21 protein-coding genes are annotated in these 23,767 nt (G+C 58.1%); 9 read left to right on the forward strand and 12 right to left on the reverse strand.

Features of this window, described 5'->3' with window-relative positions; translation table 11 throughout:
* The first annotated feature begins 1 nt into the window (after position 1).
* Together ACLH1I_RS03545 and ACLH1I_RS03550 are read left to right on the forward strand one after the other, a co-directional pair.
* Positions 2–769: a hypothetical protein gene (locus tag ACLH1I_RS03545; RefSeq protein ID WP_198079621.1), complete on the forward strand. Its 768-nt coding sequence runs from the start codon at positions 2–4 to the stop codon at positions 767–769.
* A 12-nt stretch (positions 770–781) separates the two neighbouring features.
* Positions 782–1,855 (forward strand): phage tail protein, encoded by a 1,074-nt coding sequence (locus ACLH1I_RS03550; protein WP_198079622.1) that lies wholly within the window; start codon positions 782–784, stop codon positions 1,853–1,855.
* A gap of 127 nt (positions 1,856–1,982) precedes the next feature.
* Here the strand turns inward: ACLH1I_RS03550 and ACLH1I_RS03555 are convergent, their stop codons facing one another.
* Genes ACLH1I_RS03555 through ACLH1I_RS03580 form a run of 6 tightly spaced genes read right to left on the reverse strand, consistent with a single transcriptional unit; the run spans position 1,983 to position 7,609 of the window.
* Positions 1,983–2,471 carry a phage tail protein gene (locus ACLH1I_RS03555; RefSeq protein ID WP_198079624.1) on the reverse strand — a complete coding sequence of 163 codons (489 nt, stop codon included), beginning with the start codon at positions 2,469–2,471 and terminating at the stop codon, positions 1,983–1,985.
* Positions 2,472–2,480: 9 nt separating this feature from the next.
* Entirely contained in the window at positions 2,481–5,396 is a 2,916-nt protein-coding gene (locus tag ACLH1I_RS03560) for a phage tail tape measure protein (RefSeq protein ID WP_198079626.1), read from the reverse strand.
* Positions 5,386–5,526, reverse strand: a complete 141-nt coding sequence (locus tag ACLH1I_RS03565) for a GpE family phage tail protein (RefSeq protein WP_032415160.1) — start codon at positions 5,524–5,526, stop codon at positions 5,386–5,388. Before ACLH1I_RS03565 ends, ACLH1I_RS03560 begins: the two co-directional genes overlap by 11 nt.
* A gap of 32 nt (positions 5,527–5,558) precedes the next feature.
* Positions 5,559–5,858 (reverse strand): phage tail assembly protein, encoded by a 300-nt coding sequence (locus ACLH1I_RS03570; RefSeq protein ID WP_198079628.1) that lies wholly within the window; start codon positions 5,856–5,858, stop codon positions 5,559–5,561.
* A gap of 54 nt (positions 5,859–5,912) precedes the next feature.
* A complete protein-coding gene (locus ACLH1I_RS03575) occupies positions 5,913–6,428 on the reverse strand; it encodes a phage major tail tube protein (RefSeq protein WP_032421201.1) in 516 nt (171 codons plus the stop codon).
* Positions 6,428–7,609, reverse strand: a complete 1,182-nt coding sequence (locus ACLH1I_RS03580) for a phage tail sheath subtilisin-like domain-containing protein (protein WP_198079629.1) — start codon at positions 7,607–7,609, stop codon at positions 6,428–6,430. The genes ACLH1I_RS03575 and ACLH1I_RS03580 overlap by 1 nt, the downstream gene beginning before the upstream one ends.
* A gap of 153 nt (positions 7,610–7,762) precedes the next feature.
* On the opposite strand from ACLH1I_RS03580, the gene ACLH1I_RS03585 reads away from it, so the two are divergent.
* Both ACLH1I_RS03585 and ACLH1I_RS03590 read left to right on the forward strand, forming a co-directional pair.
* Entirely contained in the window at positions 7,763–8,917 is a 1,155-nt protein-coding gene (locus ACLH1I_RS03585; protein WP_198079631.1) for a phage late control D family protein, read from the forward strand.
* A gap of 44 nt (positions 8,918–8,961) precedes the next feature.
* On the forward strand, positions 8,962–9,210 hold the full coding sequence (locus ACLH1I_RS03590) for an ogr/Delta-like zinc finger family protein (RefSeq protein ID WP_116696474.1): 249 nt from the start codon (positions 8,962–8,964) through the stop codon (positions 9,208–9,210).
* A 579-nt stretch (positions 9,211–9,789) separates the two neighbouring features.
* On the opposite strand, the gene ACLH1I_RS03595 is transcribed toward ACLH1I_RS03590, so the two are convergent.
* Positions 9,790–11,523, reverse strand: a complete 1,734-nt coding sequence (locus ACLH1I_RS03595; RefSeq protein ID WP_004203303.1) for a potassium/proton antiporter — start codon at positions 11,521–11,523, stop codon at positions 9,790–9,792.
* 92 nt (positions 11,524–11,615) lie between these two features.
* Complete coding sequence (gene ldcA / locus ACLH1I_RS03600; protein ID WP_043520540.1) at positions 11,616–12,530, reverse strand: muramoyltetrapeptide carboxypeptidase; 915 nt, start codon at positions 12,528–12,530, stop codon at positions 11,616–11,618.
* A gap of 175 nt (positions 12,531–12,705) precedes the next feature.
* On the opposite strand from ldcA, the gene emtA reads away from it, so the two are divergent.
* Positions 12,706–13,317, forward strand: a complete 612-nt coding sequence (gene emtA / locus ACLH1I_RS03605; RefSeq protein WP_004203299.1) for a membrane-bound lytic murein transglycosylase EmtA — start codon at positions 12,706–12,708, stop codon at positions 13,315–13,317.
* A 32-nt stretch (positions 13,318–13,349) separates the two neighbouring features.
* Here emtA and ACLH1I_RS03610 read toward each other — a convergent pair whose 3' ends face one another.
* From ACLH1I_RS03610 to ACLH1I_RS03625, 4 genes are all read right to left on the reverse strand, one after another.
* Positions 13,350–14,159 (reverse strand): TIGR04222 domain-containing membrane protein, encoded by an 810-nt coding sequence (locus ACLH1I_RS03610; RefSeq protein ID WP_225983756.1) that lies wholly within the window; start codon positions 14,157–14,159, stop codon positions 13,350–13,352.
* A gap of 27 nt (positions 14,160–14,186) precedes the next feature.
* Positions 14,187–14,729, reverse strand: a complete 543-nt coding sequence (locus ACLH1I_RS03615) for a hypothetical protein (RefSeq protein WP_225983755.1) — start codon at positions 14,727–14,729, stop codon at positions 14,187–14,189.
* Between the two features lie 489 nt (positions 14,730–15,218).
* Complete coding sequence (locus ACLH1I_RS03620) at positions 15,219–17,339, reverse strand: TonB-dependent siderophore receptor (protein WP_048324803.1); 2,121 nt, start codon at positions 17,337–17,339, stop codon at positions 15,219–15,221.
* 251 nt (positions 17,340–17,590) lie between these two features.
* On the reverse strand, positions 17,591–19,336 hold the full coding sequence (locus tag ACLH1I_RS03625; protein WP_151628729.1) for an alpha,alpha-trehalase: 1,746 nt from the start codon (positions 19,334–19,336) through the stop codon (positions 17,591–17,593).
* A gap of 486 nt (positions 19,337–19,822) precedes the next feature.
* On the opposite strand from ACLH1I_RS03625, the gene ACLH1I_RS03630 reads away from it, so the two are divergent.
* Genes ACLH1I_RS03630 through ACLH1I_RS03645 form a run of 4 tightly spaced genes read left to right on the forward strand, consistent with a single transcriptional unit; the run spans position 19,823 to position 23,760 of the window.
* Positions 19,823–21,262, forward strand: coding sequence for a circularly permuted type 2 ATP-grasp protein (locus ACLH1I_RS03630; protein WP_004180417.1), 1,440 nt, complete (start codon positions 19,823–19,825; stop codon positions 21,260–21,262).
* The gene (locus ACLH1I_RS03635; RefSeq protein ID WP_002910835.1) at positions 21,256–22,185 is read left to right on the forward strand and encodes an alpha-E domain-containing protein; all 930 of its coding nucleotides are present in this window, start codon (positions 21,256–21,258) and stop codon (positions 22,183–22,185) included. The genes ACLH1I_RS03630 and ACLH1I_RS03635 overlap by 7 nt, the downstream gene beginning before the upstream one ends.
* The gene (locus tag ACLH1I_RS03640; protein WP_004203291.1) at positions 22,182–22,997 is read left to right on the forward strand and encodes a transglutaminase domain-containing protein; all 816 of its coding nucleotides are present in this window, start codon (positions 22,182–22,184) and stop codon (positions 22,995–22,997) included. The genes ACLH1I_RS03635 and ACLH1I_RS03640 overlap by 4 nt, the downstream gene beginning before the upstream one ends.
* A gap of 16 nt (positions 22,998–23,013) precedes the next feature.
* Complete coding sequence (locus tag ACLH1I_RS03645) at positions 23,014–23,760, forward strand: proteasome-type protease (protein WP_004203290.1); 747 nt, start codon at positions 23,014–23,016, stop codon at positions 23,758–23,760.
* Positions 23,761–23,767: the final 7 nt, after the last annotated feature.

A 23,767-nucleotide genomic window follows, 5' to 3' on the forward strand; every position in this document is an offset into this window, starting at 1 on the left:
CATGACCCTTGAAATTGTACCGGGCAGCCTGACCAGTCCTGACCCTTCCATTAAAAACTATGCCCCCTATGCTCCCGCTATCGGTGTCACCGGTTATACCGACCGCTGGCGTCCGGCACTGGATTTTGCGGCCAGCGCAGCCGGTGATGCGATATCCACGTATCCCTGCCCCCTGATGCCAGATAACATCCTTGCAGGTGACACAACCAATCAGCCGGTGATTGTCGATCAGTCCGGTGTTCGTATGGTCGACTGTGCCACGCCGGGGGCACTGGCAGCACTGACGGACATTAACCGCAAATTCGGTGACGTCAGTCTGCTGGCGGTGTGGTATGAGGCACATGGTGGAGCGTCCCACTCAATCCTCACCGCCGGTGGACTGAGATTTCTCCGTGCAAGTAACGGGTGGACGATTACAAAAATGTCCGGCACCGCAGGAGCCATACTGAGTATTTCCAATGATCCGGCGGCAGGAGGTGTGGCGATTTCAGCCCGTCGTTATGCCGCTATTCTGACCATCCCGGCTGATGGTACTGCTGCTGTAACGTTACGACTTATCGGTGCCGGAACGGCGGCAGTATCGACGTCAGGCCTGGTAACGCGAGGTGGTTCAATGGATGAGCAGCGGCGTCTGCGTTTCGGTAAGGATTCAGGTGGCTCAACCAATACCGGCCCGCAGTTTGCCGAAATGGTTATCTGGGATCGCCTGCTGACGACGGAAGAAATCGCCATCGCTGCTGGCTATGCCGCGAGCGCATACAGTCTTTAGCCAGGAAAATATATGAGCAGAACATACAGCGCCATACTGACAGCGGCGGGGGTGGAAAAACTGGCGGCAGCGGCACTGTCCGGCGAATCTGTCGGGTTCGCTGTGATGGCTGTGGGTGACGGCGGCGGAACATTACCCACTCCCTCATGGGAGCAGAGCGGGCTGATTAATGAAATTTACCGCTCACGGCTAAACCGGGTGGTGATTGCAGACCAGGCGAATAACGTCATCCGCGCGGAACTGCTGATACCTCCGCAGGTGGGTGGGTTCTGGCTGCGGGAGGCGGCACTATACGACGATGAGGGCGCCTGTCTTGCGGTGGCAAACATGCCGGAATCGTACAAGCCTTTACTGGCTGAAGGGGCGGGCCGCTTCCAGGCGGTCAATTTGTGGATAGCCGTCAGCAATACTGCCAGCGTGGAGCTGAAGGCCGACCCGTCCGTTATTATGGCAACGGTGGAAGAGGTTGCCCGCGCCAAAAGCGAAGCGAAAGATTACACCGATGAGGTGGCCGGCTCGATAAATACCGACACTCAACAGGCTATCGCAGACGCCATCACAGCGGCAAAGCGTGATTTCTGGGAAGAAGATAACCCGATCGGCACAGTGAAGTTTTACGCGCAGAACGTCAATCCGAACGATCGCTATCCGTGGTCAACGTGGACGTATACCGGCGAAAACAAAACGATCCGTGTCGGTAAGTCTGACGGCTCGGACGTTGCCACCACTGGCGGCAGCGATACCGCCACCATCCAGCGCGTTAACCTGCCCGCAGAGCAAATTAGTATCAGTGGGACAACCAGTGAAAAAGCGGCACAGGAGCTGATTACCTCGGAGAGCGGTAATCACACACACGGCGGAGTGGCGAGTCGGGTTAATCCGTGGGAAATCGGCGGTGATATCAGCCAGCGCTTCAACCCGGCGAACCTGGGCGAAACCGACGAAGCGGGAAACCATAACCATACGGTGACCGTCCCTGCGCATAATCATACCGTGTCAGGTAATACAGAGAATCTCGGGAGCGGTCAGGCAATCAGCGTGGTGGAAGCTCATATTCTGCTGATGTGCTGGGCTCGGGTAGCGTGAGTATCGAGTACCGTCAAAATTAACAGTGCTGCAGGTCGTCAGAAGTGGCGGTGCGGTACCGTCATAGTCAGGAATGGAGATGTTTGCCGGAAGTGAAAGCCCCTCAGGTGAGGGGCTTTTTTGCTGATCAGAACAGGCTACTGAGGGAGTTTGATACCGAGTTAACAGCTTTGGTCGCACTGGTCTTCAGGTCATCCAGCACATCACTGACAGACGACGTCTGTAGCTTCTCGCGGAAATCCGCATCGGCGCGACTGAGGCTGATCGTAAATTCTATCTTTTTGGGGTTGCCGTAGCGATCGAACTCCGTTTTTCCCCGCTCCAGACGCGTCATGACGTACATCCCGTAAATCATCCCGTCACCTTCAATCAGCGGCCAGGGGCGACCGGCAAAGCCGATTGTCTCCAGTGCCGACAGCGACCACCGTCCGCCGGTGATTTCCGGGTAGAGCACACCGTCAAGGGTGATCGTGTCGTCACCGGGACCGATATACTGCCATCCCGCCGACTGATTGACCCGGTCATTCTTAACGTGACGCCACTCCTGCGAGTGCCGCAGCTGCTGATACGGAACAGTGCGCAGCGTAAAAACAAACATCCCGAATACCATCATCATAAAACCTCCTTACTCCCGATCGCGGAATGAACCACGGTTAGTTTTGCGGGTGCCGGCCATTGCATCACGCACAGCGTTGCGAACCATTTTTTCAAGTTCCTGATCCGAGCGCTTACCGACGTCGTTGAAGACAAGCTGGAAGAACGGCGCGGCGCCTGAAGCTGCTGCAACCGGCGCAGACGTCGCCCCTTGCGTTGCCGTCGGTACCGACAGAATGCCGCCAGCCGCCGCCGCAGAAACGCGCGGCACCGATTGCGGAATAACCCGCGCTTCCTGATAGGGCCCACGCAGCGCCAGCGCACGCGGCAGGTTTTTAAAGACAATATCGCCGGGGCCGATCTTCTTCGTGTTGTTGGCCGTTGCTTTCGTGTTATCGGCGATGTTATTCAGGCGCCTCAGCGTGCCGTTGTCGCCAGTGATAACCGGTGGCTTAGTACCTGCGGACACGGTAGCCTGAGCGAGGGGGAGCTGATGCCCGGCCAGCGCAACCGCTGATGCTTCAAGCGCCTGCTGGGCTTTGTCAGCCTGCTGCCTGGCTCTTTCGATCCCGTCAGGAATAAGATCCAACTTTTCAAGCAACCAACTGACGCCATTCATTAACTGTTGAAGCGGCCAGAGCAGAACGCTAAGCGCTGTCCCCATCACGCGCCCGAAGGTTTCACCCGCTGACGCGCACTTATCCAGCGTGTCCTTACTGGTCTGCATCGGGGTTAGCAGGTTTTTGAACCACTCCCAGATAGCCTTGATGCCATTACCCAGCGCGGAGAAAACAGGCGACAGTGCAGAAAAGGCGCTTCTGACAGGCGTTAGCGCCTGCCACACACCAGAAAAGAAGCCAGAGAAAAAGGCTTTGATAGGCTCCCAGTAGCGCCAGATCAGCAGCCCGGCGGCGACAAATGCTGCACCAATCAGCCCTATTGGGCTTAACAGGAAAGATAGTGCGCCACCCAGCACAGATACCGCACCAGTAATCATCCCCCATAATGCAGGGAGGCCGGTAAGTCTGAGCATCAGCATGGCAAGGTTTTTACCCAGGGAGGTCAACGCAGCACCAGGCGCGAGAAATGCACCTAACAATCCTGCACGGATAGCGGGAAGTATTGTTGAGATCCTCCCGAAACTGGATGCGACACCCGATACAACGACGGGCCAGCCGCGCATACTTGCCATCACCGGGCCAGCGGCAGTACCCAGAGTGCGGAATGCGGCAATTGTGCCGAGAATACCCCGACCACCGGTTAACACTGTGAAGCCGAGCTGCAGTTTGGCCAGTGGGCCAATCAGAATGCCGACAGCAAGCGAGAGCGCGCCAACAGCGACAGTCAACGCCAGCGCACCGCCCGCAACAAGCAATAGGGTCTGCGCGAGACGTGGGTTGGCTTTAACCCATTCAATCGCTGTTGTAATCGCATCGCTTAAACCTTGCGTTAATTTACGAAGCGGCCCATCAATAGTTTCTTCAACCTGAATGCGAAATCCTTCCCAGGCGCTATCGAGGTTCTTCAGATCGCCACTCAGGTTGTCAGCCATTTTTTTAGCGACGGCGGATGCTTCGCCTCCCGCGCCCTTTAGTTCGCGAACGAGCTTTTGCAACTCCCCGCTTCCAGCGCCAGCAACCAGTGTTTGCAGACCAACAAAAGCCTCTTCCCCTGCGATATCTTTAAAAAAGCTGACCTGATCAACCTGTCCGTATTTTTTTGTCGCCTTGTAGAGATCGGAAAGAATAGTTTCTATTGGCCGCATTTTGCCACCGGCATCAGATACTGATACGCCGAGCTGTTTTAATGCCTTTGCCGCCCCGGCTGTAGGGGATGCGAGGCGGGCCAGCGAAGCACGCATAGCTGTACCAGCATCGCTACCGCGAAGCCCGTTGTTGGCCAGGATGCCTGCCATCCCGGCTGCCTCCTCCAGACTGATACCAAGCTTTGACGCGACAGGCCCGGCATACTTCATCGTATCACCCAGACTTCGCAGATCGGTGTTGGTGCGGGTGAATGCGGCGGTCAGTACGTCACTGACGCGATTCATTTCGCCAGCGGGGAGGGTAAATTGAGAAAGGATGTTTGACCCGATATCGGCACTTTCACCCAGCTCCATCCCGCCAGCTAGCGCCATATTCAGTACGCCAGGTAAGGCTGCCTGGATTGATTGCGGAGTAAAGCCAGCCATCGCAAGGAACGCCTGGCCACTGGCGGCATCACGGGTAGTGAAGGCCGTTTCCGCGCCAAGCTTTTTCGCCTGCGCACGCAGTGCAGCAAGCTGAGAATCACCTTTATCAAGCCGTGTCAGTGCTTGTACGCGCGACATTTCCTCATCAAAGCCAACAGCAGGAGCAAGAAAGCGCCCACCCGCGTACCCCGCCGCCGCTGCACCGGCCACCGCCATCGTGCCGCCGCCGCGCAGTTTCGCGCCGGTTTCTTTTGCCTTCTCATAGCTTGCCTGCGCGCGAGTTACCGCCGCGAGGCGCTGTCGCTCACGCTCAAGCGCCTGGTTGTATTGTTCTGTTCGCCGGATGGCAGATTGCACCGCACCGCTACCGGCATTGAGGTTAACGCCGTGCTGGCGCACTGCCTGACCAGCAGAGCGTAGTTGGGTAGTCTGCTTATTGTAGGTATCAGTCAGGCGTGAGAGTTTGTTGCGCAGCGTTTCAAGCCGTGCCGTCTGCGCTTCGGTAAGCTGGCCGCCTTCGCGCTGCTTCTGGTTAAGACCATCAAAGGCGCGCTGAGTGCTCCGGAGCTTCAGAGCTGTGTCGTTAGCTTGCGAGCGCAGCTTGTCGAAAGACGCTGCACCTTTCTCCAGGTCTTTAATGGAAGACTGTGTTTTTTTGAGGGAGTCAGAAAGGCCGCCAATTGCTTTACTGGCGGCACTGACCGGGCGGGTGAGCTTATCAATTGCACTGAACGCAACGCGAATACTAAGATCCATCGTCGTCATCCTCCTGTTCATGATTGCCGCTTCTGATGGCCGCCTTCTCGCGCCAGGCCATCAGCTCGCGCAGCTCCATGCCGTACATCTCGGAGGGCGGCCAGTGAAAAATAACTGCAATGTCGGCGATAAGATCGTCGACCTCAGAAAATACCGCTTCTCTTACTCGCTCTCCGTCTCCGCTTCGCTCGGTACGGACGGCGCCGGTTTCGTCAAAAAAGGCGTGATCTCTTCACAGAGCGCGGTGAAGTCACCCGTTGCCAGCGTGGCAATTTCGGTACTGGTCAGCTGCGGACTGGTGGTGCGCGTCAGCAGGGTTGAGACCGAATCGAAATCGAAGTTCAGCACATCAACCAGACGCAGGCCGCGCAGGGATCCCGCTTGTTTGATCGTGTCGGTGATAGTGATGGTGATAATTTCCTGATCGCCGCGCTTAACCGGCTTACTGAGAATAACGGACATAGCATTTTCTCCGGGCGGCCAGCGGGCCGCCTTAAAGGTGAGTAAAAAGGGTTATCAGCTGCCGAGGCCCAGCGCCGACATAATGCGATCCGGGTAGAGATTTTCCCCGTTGCGCTTGTAGATAAAGTTCAGCAGGTCGATTTCCAGCAGCGGCTTATCGTCTACCGACTCTTTGTAGTAGGTATTTTTGATAGCGTAAGTGTGGTTGGTGTCATCACCCTGTTTCGCATCACCCGGATCGATTTCGGTAATGCGGCCACGCATCTCAACTTCCAGCAATGAGCTGGTACCGCCGCTGTAAATCTCACCAACAAAACGCAGGCGTACTTCGTCAATATCGCCGCCATATTTCAGGATCAGCGCCTCGACCACACCGCCGACCACCATCGACGCATCCAGCGCCCCGGAGTCAAGACCCAGATCTACCGCCACCGAGCCGACCATGCCGCCGCCCTGGTAGTCTTCCGTTTTCCGGGTGAGTTTCGGGAGCGTGACGCTCGGCACTTTCCCGATGAAGTTTTCCCCGTCAACAAAGAGGGTAAACAGCCGGAGTTTTTTAGGAATAGCCACTATTCACCTCCCAGCGATGCAAAAGCGGATTCGTAGTACTGATCGGTGAATGTTTGAATCATCGTCAGGTCTTCAAGTGGTGGCACCGGGCTGTAGTTGTAGCGCACGATAGCTTTACCCTGGCGCAGGCCTACTGTTGGGTTATCGAAAATATCAAACCAGCAGGCCGCGCCAATCAGCTTGCCCGCCGTGACCAGCGCCTGAAGTTTGGCGTTAATCCCGCTCACCACGTCTTTCACGTTCGCCGGGGTTAGCGGGGTATCCACAGTGGTGAACTGTGCTTCTGCGATACTGTCTGCCAGGATCTGCGCGGTTCGCGTGTACACCTCGAAAATAAATTCTTCGGTGTCGGTGGTGCGGTTGCCCCAGAAACGGAAGCCGTCGCGCTTAATGAGCGTGGTGATCTCGTTGGCGTTCAGCTCGTTGGCGTCGGAGTCTTCCGCCTGAAGCGCCCAGAACACATCCTTCGCAATCCCCAGAACATTTTTCACCGGCACGTTAGACAGTGATTTATGCCAGCCCTGCTCGTTGTCGATCAGCGCCCGCAGACCCAGTGCATACGCAACGGCGGGAAACTCTTCATTGGCGCCGGTCGCTGGGTTGTATGCGATGAAGTTCGGCCAAATTAGCATTCCCTCACGCTCCGCAAACGTCTCGCGGTAGGATTTTGCCTCCGCAATAGTGTCGCAGCCGTCGCAGTAGCTGTATGAGAACGCCCTCAGTTGCTTCGCGATAACCCGCAGCTGCGCGGTCACTTCGGCGGTGTCATACTCAGGAATGCCGAGAATGCGCGGGCGATAGCCGGTTTTCTGCTCCGCCGTCAGAAAGGCAAACATACCGGTGTAACTGCCGTCCGCCTGCGTGCCGCCGATAATCAGCTGCGACTGTGTCGGATCGTTCTCGCCGGTTCCGGCCTCTGCCACGCGCACGACAATCACGCGGGTGCTGACCTGGTCGGAAATGGCCTTCAGCGATTTGTAGAGCGAACCGGTTTTACCTGCTTTGCCGAGCACGCTGATAACACGCGTCACAAGCACCGGAGCGTTAAGTGGAAAGGTGAGGGGGTCGGCGTCTTCGGCTACCGCAACCAGACCAATGACCGTTGAATCAATGTCATTGATTGCTGTCTGGAGGTCGGTATTTTCCTTGACGCGCGCCCCGTGAAAAAAGTTGTCGGTCATACTCTACCGCCATCATGTTGAGTGAGTTCGCGGTCATCATCGCCGGGATGGCGGCCCGCTGTCGTGCCATCAGGGTTGTGACCGGTCTGTCACAACAAAAAGCCATCGCCAGTATCGCGCGCGCATGAAACCATCAACGGCGGGGGAATGCATATGGCACTGACGACAGACACTATCGACAAAGCAAAAGCGCTACTGGACGAAGGGGCGCAGCGATTCCAGGACTATCAGTCCGAACTGTCGCGCGTGCCGGCGTTCAGTATCCTGATGGGCGGCAAAGCACTGACGCAGCTGGATCCTCGCATCATTTCACTGGAGCTGACCGACAACCGCGGCTTTGAGGCCGACGAGTTGACCATTGCTATCGACGACAGCGACGGCTTGATCGAGCTACCGCCGCGCGGTGCCGAGCTGTCGGTATCCCTGGGGTGGCAGGGCGAGCCGCTGGTTTACAAAGGGGTTTACACTGTTGACGAGGTCGCCCATTCGGGGCCGCCGGACAGGCTGGAGATAACCGCCCGCAGCGCGGATTTTCGGGACGAGTTTAACGTCAAGCGCGAGGTGTCCTGGCACGACGTGACGGTCGAGCGGATTGTGTCGGCCATTGCCCGACGCTACAAGCTGACGCCGGTGATTTCAGAGCAACTGATGAATGCCGAGATTGACCACGCTGATCAGACCCAGGAAAGCGATATGTCATTTCTGACGAGGATGGCCGACCTGCTGGGTGCGATTGCTACCATCAAAAACGGCTGTCTGCTGTTCATTCTCCCCGGGGGAGGCGTCAGTGCGAACGGCAAAGCGTTACCAGAGTTTGCGATCACCCGCTCCAGCGGTGACAGGCATTCATTCCGCATTGCCGACCGTGACGCTTACACCGGCGTGCAGGCGTACTGGCTGGATATGGAGTTTGGCAAAAAGAAAAAAGTGACTGTGAAAACTCGCAAGAAGAAGACCCAGAAGAAGCCGCGCAGTAGCGCCAGGGAAGGGGATTATATCGCGGGCGAAGACGGTAACGTTTTTGTATTACGGACAACGTACGCCAGCGAGACTGCTGCTCAACGCGCCGCCGCAGCAAAATGGCAACAACTCAAGCGCGGCGCTGCTGAATTTAATATGACGCTCGCCCGCGGCCGTGCGGATCTGTACCCGGAAATGCATGGCACCGTGTCGGGCTTTAAAGCAGATATTAATAATCAGGACTGGATAATTGCGAAGGCCACGCACACGATCGACGAGGGCGGATTTAAAACGCAACTTGAGCTTGAAGCGAAAATACCTGAATGGATTGCAGAAAGTGAGAGTTAACGGCCATAATATGAGCGAGTTCAACTCCCGCCTGGGAGGCCATCATGTTCAAGTGTCCCATTTGCGGTGCCGTTGCCAAAACGCGCACCAGTCGTCCATTGAGTAACACAACCGTTCGGCATTATCACCAGTGCCAGAACTTCGAGTGCAGCATCACTTTCACCACCCTGAACAGTGTTGAAAAACTGGTGACAAAGCGTGGTCATCGCGAAAAGTTGCCACCTGGCTTTATCCCCGCAGATGCGTTTCCTGCCTCGCATTACGGCAACGATCAGCTTACTTTTGCTATATGAAAAAGCCCCGCTTTGCGGGGCTGGTTCTAAAGATTATGAGTGTAGGTTGATATAACCAATCCCGCATCATCCCCCTTGGATTTGGCGACTTCTTTACATGATTTCCTTGGGGATTCGAATGCAAATCCATTGTGCCCAAAGCGATTCAGCACACGCACTTCGCTGGTATTCTTTAAATACCAGACATGGGCATTTTGTGATAGAAAAGGCACGCAAACCCCCATAAGAATTATGGATTCGTAAACCTGAGGTGTAACACGGTCTTCGTTCGTGACCATAGTGATGATGCCACCATTGTCGTTTATCGAGAGGGGCCGCCAAGGTTTAAGAGATTTTTGCAAGACGGATTCGTTAGATGTCTGAGCCGTAACGCTAGCCGAGGCTAGCAGCAGTAAGAGAAAGAATTTTTTCATTGTTTAATTAATCCAGAGTTTGATAACAAAACACTCAACTATTTGCTGCTGCTTAGTTGAAGGAGCGATCTTTTAAATAAACCAATAACCAGCATGGGTCTTTTTGTGGTCTTTATTTTTTTAAATTTTAATTAAAACAATTGGTTATGTGGTAATTTGAGGCGGATCACTCCGCCTCGTCTTCCGCGACCCGTACCCCTACCTTCAGCACGTGATCGTTCTCTTTTTCCGCGACTGTCCATACCATCCCGGCGAACTCCACCTGGTCGCCCACCACCGGCGCGGCGCCCAGCAGCTGCTGCACCACTTCCCCCAGCGACTGCTGATGTTCGCGGAACTCCTCTCCGCCGTCGAGGCCGTAGATTTGCGCCACATCGGCGAAGCGGGCCTCGGCATCAAGTATAAAGTCGCCGAAAAAACGCTGATCGAGCGCCACCGGCGGCGACTGGCTGAACATTTTGCCCAGCGCCGGCAGGTCGTGCTCGCGGCCAATGACGCACAGGATATCGCCTTCCCGCAGGCGGGTGCTGCCGGTGGGGTGCAGCAGGGCATTGTTGCGAAACAGGGCGGCAATCCGCGTCTCCGGCGGCATATGCAGGTCGCGCAGCGCCGCGCCGATGCACCATTTATCGGCGCCCAGCTGGTAGACAAACTGCTCCCACGGGTTTTCCGGATGAATATCCAGCCCGACGCGGGAGATGGGCCAGCTGACGGGCGGCACCACCACTTTGGCTTTTTTCGCCGCCCACGATAGCGATGTGCCCTGGAGCAGAAGCGACACCAGCACCACGAAGAAGGCGACATTGAAGAACAGGCGGGCGTTGTCCAGGCCGGCCATCATCGGGAACACCGCGAGAATAATCGGCACCGCGCCGCGCAGGCCGACCCAGCTGATAAATACCCGTTCACGGAGGTTGAACCCGCGGAACGGCAGCAGACCGGCAAATACCGACAGCGGACGGGCAATGAAAATCATCCACATCGACAGCAACAGCGCCGGGATAGCGATCGGCAGCAGGTCGGAGGGCGTCACCAGCAGGCCCAGCACCAGGAACATGGCGATTTGCGCCAGCCACGCCAGACCGTCGAAGTTCTGCAGGATACCGTGCCGGTTGCGGATAGGCCGGTTGCCCAGCAGAAAGCCGCAGAGATAGACGGCGAGGATACCGCTGCCGTCGAGGGTAGTGGTGACGGCGAAAATCATGATCCCGCCGCTCAGCGCCAGCAGCGGATAGAGCCCGGCGGGCAGCACGATGCGGTTGATCATCTGCAGCAGCAGGTAGCCGCCGCCGAGGCCGATGGCGATCCCGAGACCGAACTGTTGAATGATATGCACGGCGAACATCCAGCTGAGGCCGGTCTGGTGCTGCTGGATCATTTCGATCAGGGTGATGGTCAGGAAGACCGCCATCGGGTCGTTACTGCCTGACTCAATCTCCAGCGTCGAGCCGACGCGCTCGTTGAGCCCCTTGCCGCCGAGCAGCGAGAAGACCGCCGCGGCGTCGGTGGAGCCGACAATGGCGCCGATCAGCAGGCCTTCGATCATATCCAGTTTGAACAGCCAGGCCGCCATCATCCCGGTCAGCGCCGAGGTGATCAGCACCCCGACCGTCGCCAGCGACAGTGCTGGCCACAGCGCGACGCGAAAGGAGCTGGCCTGGGTGCGCATCCCGCCGTCCAGCAGGATCACCGCCAGCGCCAGGTTACTCACCATGTAGGCGAAGGGGTAGTTGTCGAAGGGGATGCCGCCGATGCCGTCAATGCCTGCCAGCATCCCGATGGCCAGAAAGATGACCAGAATCGGGATGCCAAGGCGCGAAGAAAAGGAGCTCAATAAGATACTGCAGGTTACTAAAACAGAACCCAGAATAAACAGACTAATGACCGCAGCGGCGTCCAATGTTCACGTACTCCCTGACTGGCGTGAAAAAATGGCTAAAAGTGACACTATTTTAACAATTCGCAGGGAATCCGCCTATGCGTCTGGGAAATTTATTCTGCCAGCACCGGGTGGCCGCTGATTGTCAGGGTGGTGGCTGATGGCTGGTTGACCAGCCGCGCGCGCGCGCCCAGCGGCAGGGTCACCGTACGCTGCTCGTGGCCAAACTCCAGTCCGCTTATCAGCGGTACAGAGAGCTGCTGGCGCAGATAATCAAAAACCTGCGGCAGGTCATATCCCACGTCATAGTCGTTCGGCGTGCCGCCGGTGAAGCTGCCGAAGATCACCGCCTTCTGCGCCGCCAGTACGCCGCTGTGCAACAGCTGAAGCAGCATGCGTTCGACGCGGAACGGGTGCTCATTGATATCCTCTACCACCAGGATGCCGTCGCGGATCGCCGGTAGCCACGGGGTACCGATAAGCGAAGTCAGCATCGCCAGATTCCCGCCCCACAGGGTGCCTTCCACCCGGCAGTTCGGCCCTTCGCCCGGCCATTCGAGGGTGAATTCAGGCTGGCGCAGCGCCTGCCAGAAATGCTGTTCGGTAAACGGATCGAGGGTCTCCGCGCCGAAGTTCCCTGCGAGCATCGGCCCGCTGAAGGTGACGACGTTGCCCATGGCCAGCAGGCCCGACTGGATGACGGTGAAATCGCTGTGGCCGCAAATCAGCAACGGGTCACGCTGCTGGCGGGCAATCAGCCCCTGCCAGTCGATATGCGGCAGCAGGCGGCTGGCGCCGTAGCCGCCGCGCACCGCGAGAACGATCCGGTTGCGGCCAGGCAGCTGGGCAAGCTGGTTAATATCGGCCAGCCGTTCATGTTCAGTCCCGGCGAAACGCTGCTGCCGACGGGGAATGACCTGCTGGTGGGCCACCTCGTGCCCGGCCTGCTGCAGACGCTCGACGCCGCGGGCCGCCGCCTGCTGGTTGATGCAATAACCGGATGGCGCGACCAGATAAAACTGAGACATGATAATTCCTTGCTATGAATGAAAGGGTTATGATGCCGCCTGGAATGGCGATTGTCATCTCCAGGTGGCTAACTTCAATCCGCACCCGTCATCCATCAGGCTGTCGGCGGGCGGGGGACGTACCGCTGCCGTCGTTCTGCAGCATGATGGCGTTTGGGTAGATAAGGATAGATGTGTGAAATTGAGATGGTTGCTTATTTTAGTCGTTTTTCTGGCCGGTTGTAGTTCGAAACACGATTACACCAATCCACCGTGGAACCCCGAGGTCCCGGTGAAGCGGGCGATGCAGTGGATGCCGATCAGTGAAAAAGCCGGCGCCGCCTGGGGCGTGGATCCGCAGCTGATCACGGCGATCATTGCCATCGAGTCGGGCGGTAACCCTGCGGTAGTGAGTAAATCCGGCGCCGTCGGGCTGATGCAGCTTAAGCCGTCGACCTCCGGACGCGATGTTTACCGGCGGATGGGCTGGCGCGGCGAGCCGTCGGTCAGTGAGCTGAAAAACCCGGAACGGAATATCTCGATGGGGGCCGCCTATCTGAGCATTCTGGAGAATGGTCCGCTGGCGGGGATCAAAGACCCGCAGGTGATGCGCTATGCGGTGGTGGTCTCCTATGCCAACGGCGCTGGCGCGCTGCTGCGCACCTTCTCGTCAAACCGGCAGGACGCCATCGAGGAGATTAACGACCTCGACGCCGATGAGTTCTTCGAGCATGTGGCGAAAAAACACCCGGCTCCGCAGGCGCCGCGCTATATCTGGAAGCTGCAGAAAGCGCTGGACGCCATGTAACCTTACCTTCGCCCCGCCGGCCTGGCGGGGTCCTAATCCTCTGTGCGCAGCGACGTGATAACGCTAATCGGCGCTATTAACGCTTTATATTCCCGGTAGCGCTCGGGAAGCGATTCCACGCCGTTTACCGCCACGCAGAGCATGGCCGTCGCGTCATCCTCCTGCGCGCCTTTACGCGCTAACGCTTCTCGTAACGCATTGATGCAGGCGTGGGCGTCATGATGCGAAATGCCGTTGATATCGAGACGAATGGTTTTGCTAATGGCCTCTATCCATAATCCGCCCCACAGAACGCACCCCGAGGGCATGAGCAGGCAACTGAAGATGCTGTAAGCGGTGAGGTCGAGCCAGATAAAGGTCTTACTGGCAACGATAACGCCGAGGGCGACCGAAGGGATGCTGATGGCCAGCATATTCCATCCGCGGCGCAGCGGACTTAAGGCTAAACCCGCGCTTGCTATCTGTTCCTGCCAGAGGTTACGTCCGGCGATACTCAGGCTGCAGGGCAGATCTTCATGACACGGCTTTCGCACCGCAAAATGGTCAAATAGTATGCTTTCAATGACGTTCATTTCGTGGTTTGCATAGCGTCCGTTAGCCAAAACCTGCCCGGGCTCCGGGATCCACAGATGTTTATTACTGAGTAAGCTGAACATTGCCAGCTGAATCACCCGGGTCCCTTCTCCGGTCAGCCACGCCAGCAGCCAGGGGCTAACCTCCATCGCGTGCGGCTGGGGCTGAGCCGCTGGCCGCGACAGGATAATCATTATACCAATAGCAATATAGATACCCGGGACGATAAGTATAAAACCGCCGAGAAACAGCAGTGGATGCAGATGCATTATAAAATTCCACATACCATCCCCTCGTTAATCCAGCCTCTGCAGACAAAAGGGATACTTAATAAGGTTGATGATTTTTACATATTCAGCAAATCTTTCGGGAAGCAGGGCGGTTTTACCGATCGCCACGCAATAATCGGCGTTTTCATCGGTCAGGGTATCTGAGTCAGCAATAAGCGTCTCCTTCAGGGTATCAATATAGTGATGAAAGATATTAACGGCGATCCCTTCCCGGTCCAGCCGGGTGGCATTTAAGGTGATGCATAACAGCCACAGCCACCACAGGCCGGAAACCATCCCCATTGTCAGCCAGCTGAACACGCTGGAGTGAATTATCGCCTGATTATCAAAAAGCGTTTTCCAGGCGAGCGCGGCGATCAATAGCAGGGAGGGCGCGGCAATCAATATCATATTCCACGTTTGGTGCGTCGGGCTGAGCCGCAGCCCTTGGCAGTGAGGATCGGTGGCCCAGTGGTTCTTTTCGGCGACGTGCAGAGAAAGCGGCAGATCCTGGTCACTGGATTTTGGCGTAGCGAAATGGTCAAACAGTATTTTTTCCACACAGGTCATTTTGCATTCTGCGTACTGCTGATTGGCGCAGAGTTGAATATTGTCCGCAGAATGGATGAGAGTGACATAGTTTTTTCTTAACAGCCTGAACATGGCCAGCTGAATGACGCTGGTGGCGCTATTACGTAGCCAGGCTAAAAAAGAGGGTGAGATAGAATAGGGCGCCGGAACGGCTGTGGTATTTTCAGTAGGGCGGGTCTTCGCAATAATTATATTTACCAGAATATATATCACTGTGGTGGATAATATATGGTAACCCATAAATGATAACGGATGTAAATTGGTGAGATAGCTAATGACAGGGTTCACTTTTATTCCTTGTGAGCGTCCTAACCTGTTTTCGCCAGCATATTAAGTCCTCTCATCACAGGGGGGCAAGTGAAATAATGGCCTGGCATCTTTAAGTTAATATTAGCCATCAAAGCGTGACGTCACCTGTTAACGAAAGCCTCCGCCGTCACGGGCGGAGGCTTATCTTTACGCTGTCAGTTAAAAGTCGTAGCCCACGGTGGCCATGACGCTGCGCTCTGCTCCCCAGTAGCAGTTGCCGGTGCCGTAGCAGCCGGAAACGTATTCACGATTGCCGATATTGTTGGCGTTGACCTGCACATAAGCGCCTTTCAGCCCCGGCGACCAGACGCCGAGGTCAGCCCGCATCATGGCGTCCATCAGCGTGACCGACGGCAGCCGCGCGGTGTTGGCATCATCCGCCCACTGTTTACCAATGTAGCGGACGCCGGCGCCCAGCGAGATCCCCGCCGGAAACTGATAGCGCGCCCAGAAGGAGGCCATCTGATCCGGGGTCAGCTGCGGCGTGTTGTTGTCGGTACCGTCCTTAGTGTCCTGGAAGCGCAGACGATTCCAGGTATACGAGGCGAGGGTGCTCAGCTGCGGGGTGATCTGGTGGTGCGCTTCCAGCTCAACCCCCTGGGAATGGACCTTACCCGCCGGAATATAGGTGGCGGTGGCGATGTTGGGGTCGCGGGTGGCGACATCCTTTTGCATCAGATCGTAAATCGCGATGCTATAGAGGTCGCTGCTGCCCGGCGGCTGGAACTTCAGGCCGGCTTCGACCTGTTCGGCGGTGGTCGGTTTCAACGGTTTGCCGTCAGCGCCGGGCAGCATCGCCGGGGTAATCGCCTGGCTGTAGCTCAGGTAGGGCGAAAGACCGTTGTCCAGGGCGTACAACAGCGAGGCGCGGCCGCTGATATGGTCGTCTGAACGGCGGTTTGAGGTGCCGAAGGTATCGCTGACCTGCTGGGAAACGATGCGGTCATAGCGGGCGGAAACATCCACATGCCAGCGGTCCCAGACCATCTCATCCTGCAGATACAGCCCGGTCTGGTAATAACGGCGATTATTATCATCGCTGTAGGTCACGGTATGCCCGGTCTGGGCGGTATAGCCGGTAAACGGGTTAAGGGGCGCCGCGCCGCCGGCGCCGGTCCACAGATCGTTGCGGAAGCGATGGTATTCAGCGCCGAGGATCAGGGTATGCGCCAGATTGCCAGTATTGAAATCGGCGCGCAGGCGGTTATCGGTTGACCAGCCGTCCAGCGAACCGCGCGAGCCGCTGTAGCCGCGAGCCAGCATGTCGCTGTCATCTATCCAGCCGACCTGGTAGACCTGATCGAGGGAGACGTTGGTGTGGGTGTAGCTTCCCGCGGAATAGACCGACCAGACATCGGTGAACTGGTGGTCAAACTCATAGCTGTAGATCTGCTGGCGGCGCTGATAGCCATCTCCCGGATCGCCCTCGTTGGTGCTGGTGGAGAGCTTACGGCCATTGTGCGCGTAGCGGGTGCCGTCCAGCGGCAAAGAGCCATGATAGCCACCGGAAGGATCTTTTTGCAGATAGGCGCGTAGCAGCAGCGAGGTATCGCTGTCCGGCTGCCACAGCAGGGAAGGTGAAATGGCGTAGCGCTCTTCGCGGGTATGGTCATACTGCGTGTCGCTGCTGCGGGTCATACCGATCAGCCGCCATGCCCACTGCTCATTGATGGCGTCGGTGTAATCGAAGGCCGCGCCTTTGGTATTTTGCGTCCCGCCAGTCAGGCGGACGTGGCCCTGCTGGCTGAACTGTGGGCGCTTGGAGGTCAGGTTGACCACGCCGCCCGGCACGCTCTGCCCGTAGAGCGCGGAGGAGGGGCCGCGGATCACATCGACGCGTTCGATAAACCACGGGTCGATCTGCACCACGTTATGGCTGCCGCCGTCGCTCATCAGACGCATGCCGTCGAGGAACAGGTTATCGACGTCGCCGCCGTGGTAGCCGCGCAGGGAAATGGCGTCAAATCGGGTGGCGCCACCGCCGAAGCTGGAGTAGACCCCCGGGGTATATTCCAGCGCCTGGCTGATGGTATTCGCCCCCTGATCCGCCATCTGCTGGCGGGTGACAACCGACACCGACTGGGCGGTGGTGATTAACGGCTGGTCGGTTTTCGTCGCCCCGAGCGAGGTGCTGGCGCTATAGCCTTCAGTCGGCGCGCTGGCGGATGCCGGCGGGCTGGCCGTCACCACCACCGTCTCTTCGGCCTGCGCGGTGAAGGGAAGTGCGACCGCGAGGGCGTACAGCAGCCCCGGGCGTTTGCGAGAAATAGCCACGTTCATAAGATCATCCTGAACCTGCGCGGTCTGGTACTCCTGTACGCCGCCGCGGGAAAAACGAATCTATCATTATTCGTTAAAAAGTAATGCGAATTATTATTGTTTGTATTTATGCAATCAAGCGAAAAGGTGATCTGTTCAGCGCGAGGGGATGGAGAAGGGTTTCCCGCGAGCCGCAGAATGGGCCTGCGCGGGACGGTAGTGAGCAGGGAGACCGCTTCCCCCTACCGATTTTGGTAGGGGGCGGCAAAGCGTCAGGAGCCGGTCTTTTGCGGTTCCGCAGGGGCGGGGTCGTTAGCCGCGGGCGCCGCAACAGGTTTGTCCTGCGGTGAAGGCGTTGTCGCCGGACGGTTAGCAGGCAGCGCATCGCAGGGTTTCTCCTGCGGGCAGATCAGATCCAGCATCTTAAGGGTGACGCCGTTGGTCCAGCCAAAGCCGTCCTGCAGTGGATATTCCCCACCGCCGCCACCGGTGCCGGTCGAACTCACATCATACTTCTCCACCAGCTTTTGTTTGCTGTCATAGGTATGCTGCACATTGGTCAGGAAGCGCCAGGTGACCTCCATGGCGATCTTCTGCTGGCCATAGTTTTGCAGCCCCTCGACGGCCACCCACTGCAGCGGCGCCCAGCCGTTGGGGGCGTCCCACTGCTGGCCGCTGTTGACGGTGGTGGTGGTCAGCCCGCCGGGTTTGAGCAGCCGCGACTCGGCGGCGGCCGCCACTTTCGTCGCTCGCTCGCGCGACGCGGCATTGACGTACAGCGGGAACAGCGCCGCGGCGGTCAGCTGATTGCGCACCTTGTGGGTTTTCAGATCGTAATCGGCGTACCACCCCTCTTTTTCATTCCACAGGTATTTCTCGATAGCCTGCTGGCGGGCGTTAGCCAGCGCGTCGTACCGGGTAGCGCCGGCGCTGTCCCCCGCTGCTTTACTGGCGCGGGCGAGGGTTTTCTCCAGATGGAACATCAGGGCATTGAGATCGACCGGGATAATCGAGGTGGTGCGAATGGTGGCGAGCTGCTGCGGATTGTCCATCCAGCGGGAGCTGAAATCCCAGCCGGAAGCGGCGGCGGAGCGCAGGTCGCGATAGATCTCGGTGGCCGGACGATTCGGGTTGCTTTTGGCGGTTTTGACGTCGTCAAGCCAGGACTCGGGACGTGGGGTGTCGTTATCGTCCCAGTAGCGGTTGAGCAGCGCGCCATCCGCCATCTGCACTGCCCGTTTGTCGGCGCTGCCGGGTGCCAGCGCGTCCGCCCCGGCCATCCAGTAGCGATACTCTTTCTCCAGCTGCGGCTGGTAGGTTTTCAGCACCTGGTCGCCATCGTGCGTCGCCAGCAGGCTTACCATAAAGGAGAAGAAGGGGGGCTGCGAACGGCTGAGGTAATAGGTGCGGTTACCGTTGGGGATATGGCCCCAGGTGTCAATTTCCGCAGCGAAGTTGGCGACCATATCTTCGACTTTATCCCAGTGACCGCTTTCGGCAAGACCCAGCATGGTGAAATAGCTGTCCCAGTAATAGACTTCGCGAAAGCGTCCTCCGGGGACCACGTAGGGCTTAGGCAGCGGCAGAAGCGAGTCCCACTTTTCCACCTCGACGGTGCTGCGGGTCAGGACCGGCCACAGGCCGTCGATATGCTGACGCAGGGTTTGCCCTTTGGGCGGCACATAGGCGTCGTTCTCTTTCGGCAGCGTGAAGTTCAGCTCAACGAAGTGACGCAGGTCGAAGCTGGCCTGGTTTTTTTGCATCCGGTAATCGGCAAGGATCATCAGCGGATCGCTGTTAGGGATCGCGTCGGCGAAGGTTTTTTGATCGGCAAAGAGCTTTGCGCTCTGGACATCATTGAACAACGGGCCCAGCAGAATATCCGGCGAGGGTGGCGGCGCGGTTTTGCCGTCTTCCGCCTGGACATTCAGGCTCATCAGGGCGAGCAGGGCGCCGCCGATCGCCAGGCGCAGGGAACAGGGCAAAGCAGCGGGACGATGTGCATCAGTACTCGTCATGGGGAGTTCTCCTTATCATTATCGACTGCGGGCCACGACGTTTGGCCATCCAAAAACCTTAGACGAATATCTGCCGCTGCGTGTGTCAGGGGTAACATTTTGCGCGAAAACAGAGGATTTACCTGCCTGGTTTTCTGCTACAACCGCCGGCAACGCGATTAGTCTTACAGACAAGCCAACGCGCCCGGGCCACTGGCCACGGCGCGCTGGAGGCGAATACCAGCGGATCGAGAAGGGCTGTGAGGCCCGGCCTGCGGCACACTGGCTGACGGCGCTGGCGTCCACCATGGCGCAAAAATCGTCGCCCTGCCTCACGACGGTGCAACCGCAGCCGGGCGCAGGCGGCCATTGTGGCGATTTTTTGCACAATCAGACGGCGGGTCAGAACCGATTTGCACAACGCCGCGGCGGCGGATGACCTGGCATAATTAATGCTTATCTCTTATCGGGATTACCACAAAGTGAGTACAACCGGAGGAGACGGCCATGATAAAAATAACGCTTCCTGACGGGCATTATTATGACGAGATGCTGACCGCCCAGGGTGAGCAGCGGCCGCACTATAATGCCTGGTGGCAATGGTTTCGCAACACCGATCAATTCTCTATCCGGCAGAAAAAAGCGCAAGCGGAACTGCTTTTTCACCGTATCGGCATCACCTTTAACGTGTATGGCGAGGATGAGGGAACCGAGCGGCTGATCCCGTTTGATAGCGTGCCGCGGATCATACCCGCCGGGGAGTGGCAGCGCATTGACCGCGGCATTCGCCAGCGGGTGAAAGCGCTGAACGCTTTCCTCTATGACATCTATCATGAACAGAATATCCTGCGCGCGGGGCTGATACCGGCCGAGCAGGTGCTGGCCAACGAGCAGTATCAACCGTGCATGCAGGGCATCAACCTGCCAAACAACACCTATGCCCATATCACCGGCGTCGATATGGTGCGCAATAACGACGGTCAGTACTACGTGCTGGAGGATAATCTGCGCACGCCGTCCGGCGTCTCCTACATGCTCGAAAACCGTAAGATGATGATGCGCCTCTATCCGGAGATGTTCGAGCAGCATCACATTGCGCCGGTGGAGCGCTACCCGAGCTACCTCCTGCAGACCCTGCGCGAAAGTTCGCTGGTGGATGATCCCTGTGTCGTGGTGATGACCCCGGGTCGCTTCAACAGCGCCTACTTCGAGCACAGCTTCCTGGCGCAGCAGATGGGGGTCGAGCTGGTGGAAAGCGCCGATCTGTTTATTAAAAACGGCGCGGTGTATATGCGCACCACCGAGGGGCCGCGGCGGGTGGATGTGATTTATCGCCGCATCGACGACGCCTGGCTCGACCCGCTGGCCTTCCGCGCCGATTCGATGCTCGGCGTCCCGGGGCTGCTGTCCGTCTATCGCGCCGGCGGCGTAGTGCTGGCCAACGCCATCGGCACCGGGGTGGCTGACGACAAATCGATCTATCCGTACGTCCCGGAGATGATCCGCTTTTACCTCGGCGAACAGCCGATCCTCAGCAATATCCCCACCTGGCAGTGTCGGAAAGCGGAGGACCTGCGCTACGTGCTGAGCAATCTGGAGCTGATGGTGGTCAAGGAGGTCCATGGCGCCGGGGGCTACGGCATGTTGGTCGGCCCGCGTTCCACCAAAGAGGAGCGGGAGGCCTTCCGCCAGCGCCTGCTGGCCAATCCGGCCAACTATATCGCCCAGGACACCCTTGCGCTGTCGACCTGCCCAACCTTCGTTGATGAAGGGCTGTCGCCACGGCATATCGATTTACGCCCCTATGTGCTTTCCGGACAGGAGATGCGGCTGGTGCCCGGCGGCCTGACCCGCGTGGCGCTGACCGAAGGGTCGCTGGTGGTCAACTCGTCGCAGGGCGGCGGAACCAAGGATACCTGGGTGATGGAGGATGACGCATCATGCTAAGTCGTACGGCGAGTGAACTGTTCTGGATGGCCCGCTACCTTGAGCGGGCGGAGAGCTACGCCCGGGTGCTGGACGTGACCTGGAAATTATCAATGATCCCCCGCCACAGCCAGCAGTCGCGGGATCTGGCGCTACCGCTGAATTTGTCAATGACCCACGAGCTGTTTCAGGCGCGCCATGCCCGCTTTACCATGAGCAATCTGCTCAACTTTTTTGCCCTCGATGGCAACAACCCCTGCAGTATTTACAGCTGCGTGGAGATGGCGTGGAACAACGCGCACGCGGTGCGCGGCAGTCTGTCGGCCGAAGTGTGGGAGAGCATCAATGCCACCCGCATCGAACTGCGGACCCTCCGCCAGCAGGGGCTGGGCGAACTGGGGAGCGACGGCTTTTTCGAGTGGGTGAAAGAGCGGGTGCATCTGTTTCGCGGAGCGGTGATAGGCACGCTGCTGCGCAACGACGCCCTGAGTTTTATCGGTATCGGCACGCTGATCGAGCGCGCGTTCGCCACCACCCAGCTGCTGCTAATTAAGGATCAACAGCTGACCAACGATCCGGACCCGGTGCGCGAATACTACCGGCTGGATACCCTGCTCAATGCGGTCAGCGCCCGCGAAGCTTACAACAGCCTCTACCGCCAGCCGGTCAGTCGCGAAACGGTGATGGAGCTGCTGATCCTGCGTAACGATATTCCACGTTCGCTGCGCGCCAGCATTGCCGACCTGGTGGGCGAACTGGAGAAGATCGCCAACGATCGCTCTTATCAGCCGCTGCGCCTCGCCCATCAGCTCAACGTTGACCTGCGCTTCAGCACCCGTGACGACCTGGCGCAGGCGGACCTGCAGACCACGCTTAACGGACTGCTGGCGAGAATTAACGCCCTGTCCGACAGCATCAGACAAACCTATCTGGAGGCCTTATGAAACTGGTCATCGATCATCTCACCCGCTATGGCTACGATGAAGAAGTGAAGTTTTCCACCCAGTATCTGCGCCTGACCCCGCGCAGCACCGGACGGCAGACGATCACCGCCTGGACGCTGACCCTGCCGGACGGCGCGGCGGTGACCACGACCGACGGCTGGGGTAATGTGCTGCATGTGCTGACGCTGGATAACCCGCATAAAGAGATCACCATCCGCGCCAGCGGGATTGTCGATATCGCCGACGAGGGGGAAGAGACGCGTGATGAAGAGGCCGAGCTGCTGTCGCCGCTGGTTTTTCTGCGCAGTACGCCGCTGACCCGCGCCGATACAGCGATCCGTGAGTTCGCCCAGCGCCTCTATCGTCCCGATGCGGCGGAAGAGAGTTTGAATCAACTGATGGCGGATCTGCTGTTAAGAATGCCATACTCCCCCGGCGCGACCCAGGTCCAGGACTCCGCTGCCGACGCCTTCGCCCGGGCGAAGGGCGTGTGCCAGGATCATACCCATGTTTTTCTCGCCTGCTGCCGGGCGCTGGAGATCCCGGCGCGCTACGTCAGCGGCTATGTCTACAGCGATAACGCCCAGCATGTCGCGATGCATGCCTGGGCGGAAGTGTGGCTCGACGGCCGTTGGCTGTCGTTTGATATCACCAATAATACCCGTCGCCTGAATCAGCATCTGCGGCTGGCGACCGGACTGGATTATCTCGACGCCTGCCCGGTACGGGGCACCCGGCTGGGCGGCGGCGGGGAGATTATGTTAACCAACGCTGAAGTGCGCGAACACAGCCAGCAGGCGCAGCAGCAATAATACGGGAATAACCGCAATGACCTACTGTGTGGCCATGTGCCTGGCGGATGGACTGGTGTTTGCTTCCGACTCCCGCACCAACGCGGGCGTCGACCATATTGCCACTTTTAAAAAGCTGCACGTTTTCCATCAGGAAGGAGAACGGGTGCTGGTGCTGCAATCCGCCGGCAACCTGGCCACCACCCAGAGCGTGATAAGCCTGCTCAGCGCGCGGATCCGTACCCAGCAGGAGCCGAACCTGATGCAGGTGACTTCCCTCTACGACGCCGCCATGCTGATCGGTAAAACGCTGCTGGAGGTGATCCAGCGCGACAGCAGCAACCAGCAAAACTGCAGTAACACCAACTTCAACTGCAACCTGTTGCTTGGCGGCCAGATCGCCGGCGAAACCCATCGTCTGTTCCATATTTATCCGGAGGGCAACTTTATTGAAGCCACCCGCGACACGCCTTATTTCCAGATTGGCGAAAGCAAGTACGGCAAGCCGATCATCGATCGGGTGCTGACCATCGATACGCCGCTGGAGCAGGCGATGTGCTGCGCCTTGATCTCCATTGACTCGACGCTGCGCAGTAATCTGTCCGTTGGCCTGCCGCTGGATACGCTGCTCTACCGCAGCGGCAGCCTGAGCAGCGCCGGGCAGCATCGCATCACCGACAGCGATCCCTACTTCAACCGCATCCGCAAGGCGTGGTCCGAGGGGCTGTTGCACACCTTCCAGACTCTGCCGGCCTGGACGCCAGCAGAGCGGGAAGGGGAGTAGCCCTGGA

The organism is Klebsiella sp. 1SOBk10mer, from assembly GCF_046602535.1.
GTDB lineage: Bacteria > Pseudomonadota > Gammaproteobacteria > Enterobacterales > Enterobacteriaceae > Klebsiella > Klebsiella quasipneumoniae.

Coding starts and splice junctions, on each gene's coding strand:
- ACLH1I_RS03550 (WP_198079622.1), top strand. CDS start 782: ATGAGCAGAACATACAGCGCCATACTGACAGCGGCGGGGGTGGAAAAA.
- ACLH1I_RS03635 (WP_002910835.1), top strand. CDS start 21,256: ATGCTAAGTCGTACGGCGAGTGAACTGTTCTGGATGGCCCGCTACCTT.
- ACLH1I_RS03590 (WP_116696474.1), top strand. CDS start 8,962: ATGTTCAAGTGTCCCATTTGCGGTGCCGTTGCCAAAACGCGCACCAGT.
- ldcA (WP_043520540.1), bottom strand. CDS start 12,530: ATGTCTCAGTTTTATCTGGTCGCGCCATCCGGTTATTGCATCAACCAG.
- ACLH1I_RS03630 (WP_004180417.1), top strand. CDS start 19,823: ATGATAAAAATAACGCTTCCTGACGGGCATTATTATGACGAGATGCTG.
- ACLH1I_RS03545 (WP_198079621.1), top strand. CDS start 2: ATGACCCTTGAAATTGTACCGGGCAGCCTGACCAGTCCTGACCCTTCC.
- ACLH1I_RS03645 (WP_004203290.1), top strand. CDS start 23,014: ATGACCTACTGTGTGGCCATGTGCCTGGCGGATGGACTGGTGTTTGCT.
- ACLH1I_RS03625 (WP_151628729.1), bottom strand. CDS start 19,336: ATGACGAGTACTGATGCACATCGTCCCGCTGCTTTGCCCTGTTCCCTG.
- ACLH1I_RS03585 (WP_198079631.1), top strand. CDS start 7,763: ATGGCACTGACGACAGACACTATCGACAAAGCAAAAGCGCTACTGGAC.
- ACLH1I_RS03555 (WP_198079624.1), bottom strand. CDS start 2,471: ATGATGATGGTATTCGGGATGTTTGTTTTTACGCTGCGCACTGTTCCG.
- ACLH1I_RS03615 (WP_225983755.1), bottom strand. CDS start 14,729: ATGACCTGTGTGGAAAAAATACTGTTTGACCATTTCGCTACGCCAAAA.
- ACLH1I_RS03640 (WP_004203291.1), top strand. CDS start 22,182: ATGAAACTGGTCATCGATCATCTCACCCGCTATGGCTACGATGAAGAA.
- ACLH1I_RS03580 (WP_198079629.1), bottom strand. CDS start 7,609: ATGACCGACAACTTTTTTCACGGGGCGCGCGTCAAGGAAAATACCGAC.
- ACLH1I_RS03570 (WP_198079628.1), bottom strand. CDS start 5,858: ATGTCCGTTATTCTCAGTAAGCCGGTTAAGCGCGGCGATCAGGAAATT.
- ACLH1I_RS03620 (WP_048324803.1), bottom strand. CDS start 17,339: ATGAACGTGGCTATTTCTCGCAAACGCCCGGGGCTGCTGTACGCCCTC.
- ACLH1I_RS03560 (WP_198079626.1), bottom strand. CDS start 5,396: ATGGATCTTAGTATTCGCGTTGCGTTCAGTGCAATTGATAAGCTCACC.
- ACLH1I_RS03610 (WP_225983756.1), bottom strand. CDS start 14,159: ATGCATCTGCATCCACTGCTGTTTCTCGGCGGTTTTATACTTATCGTC.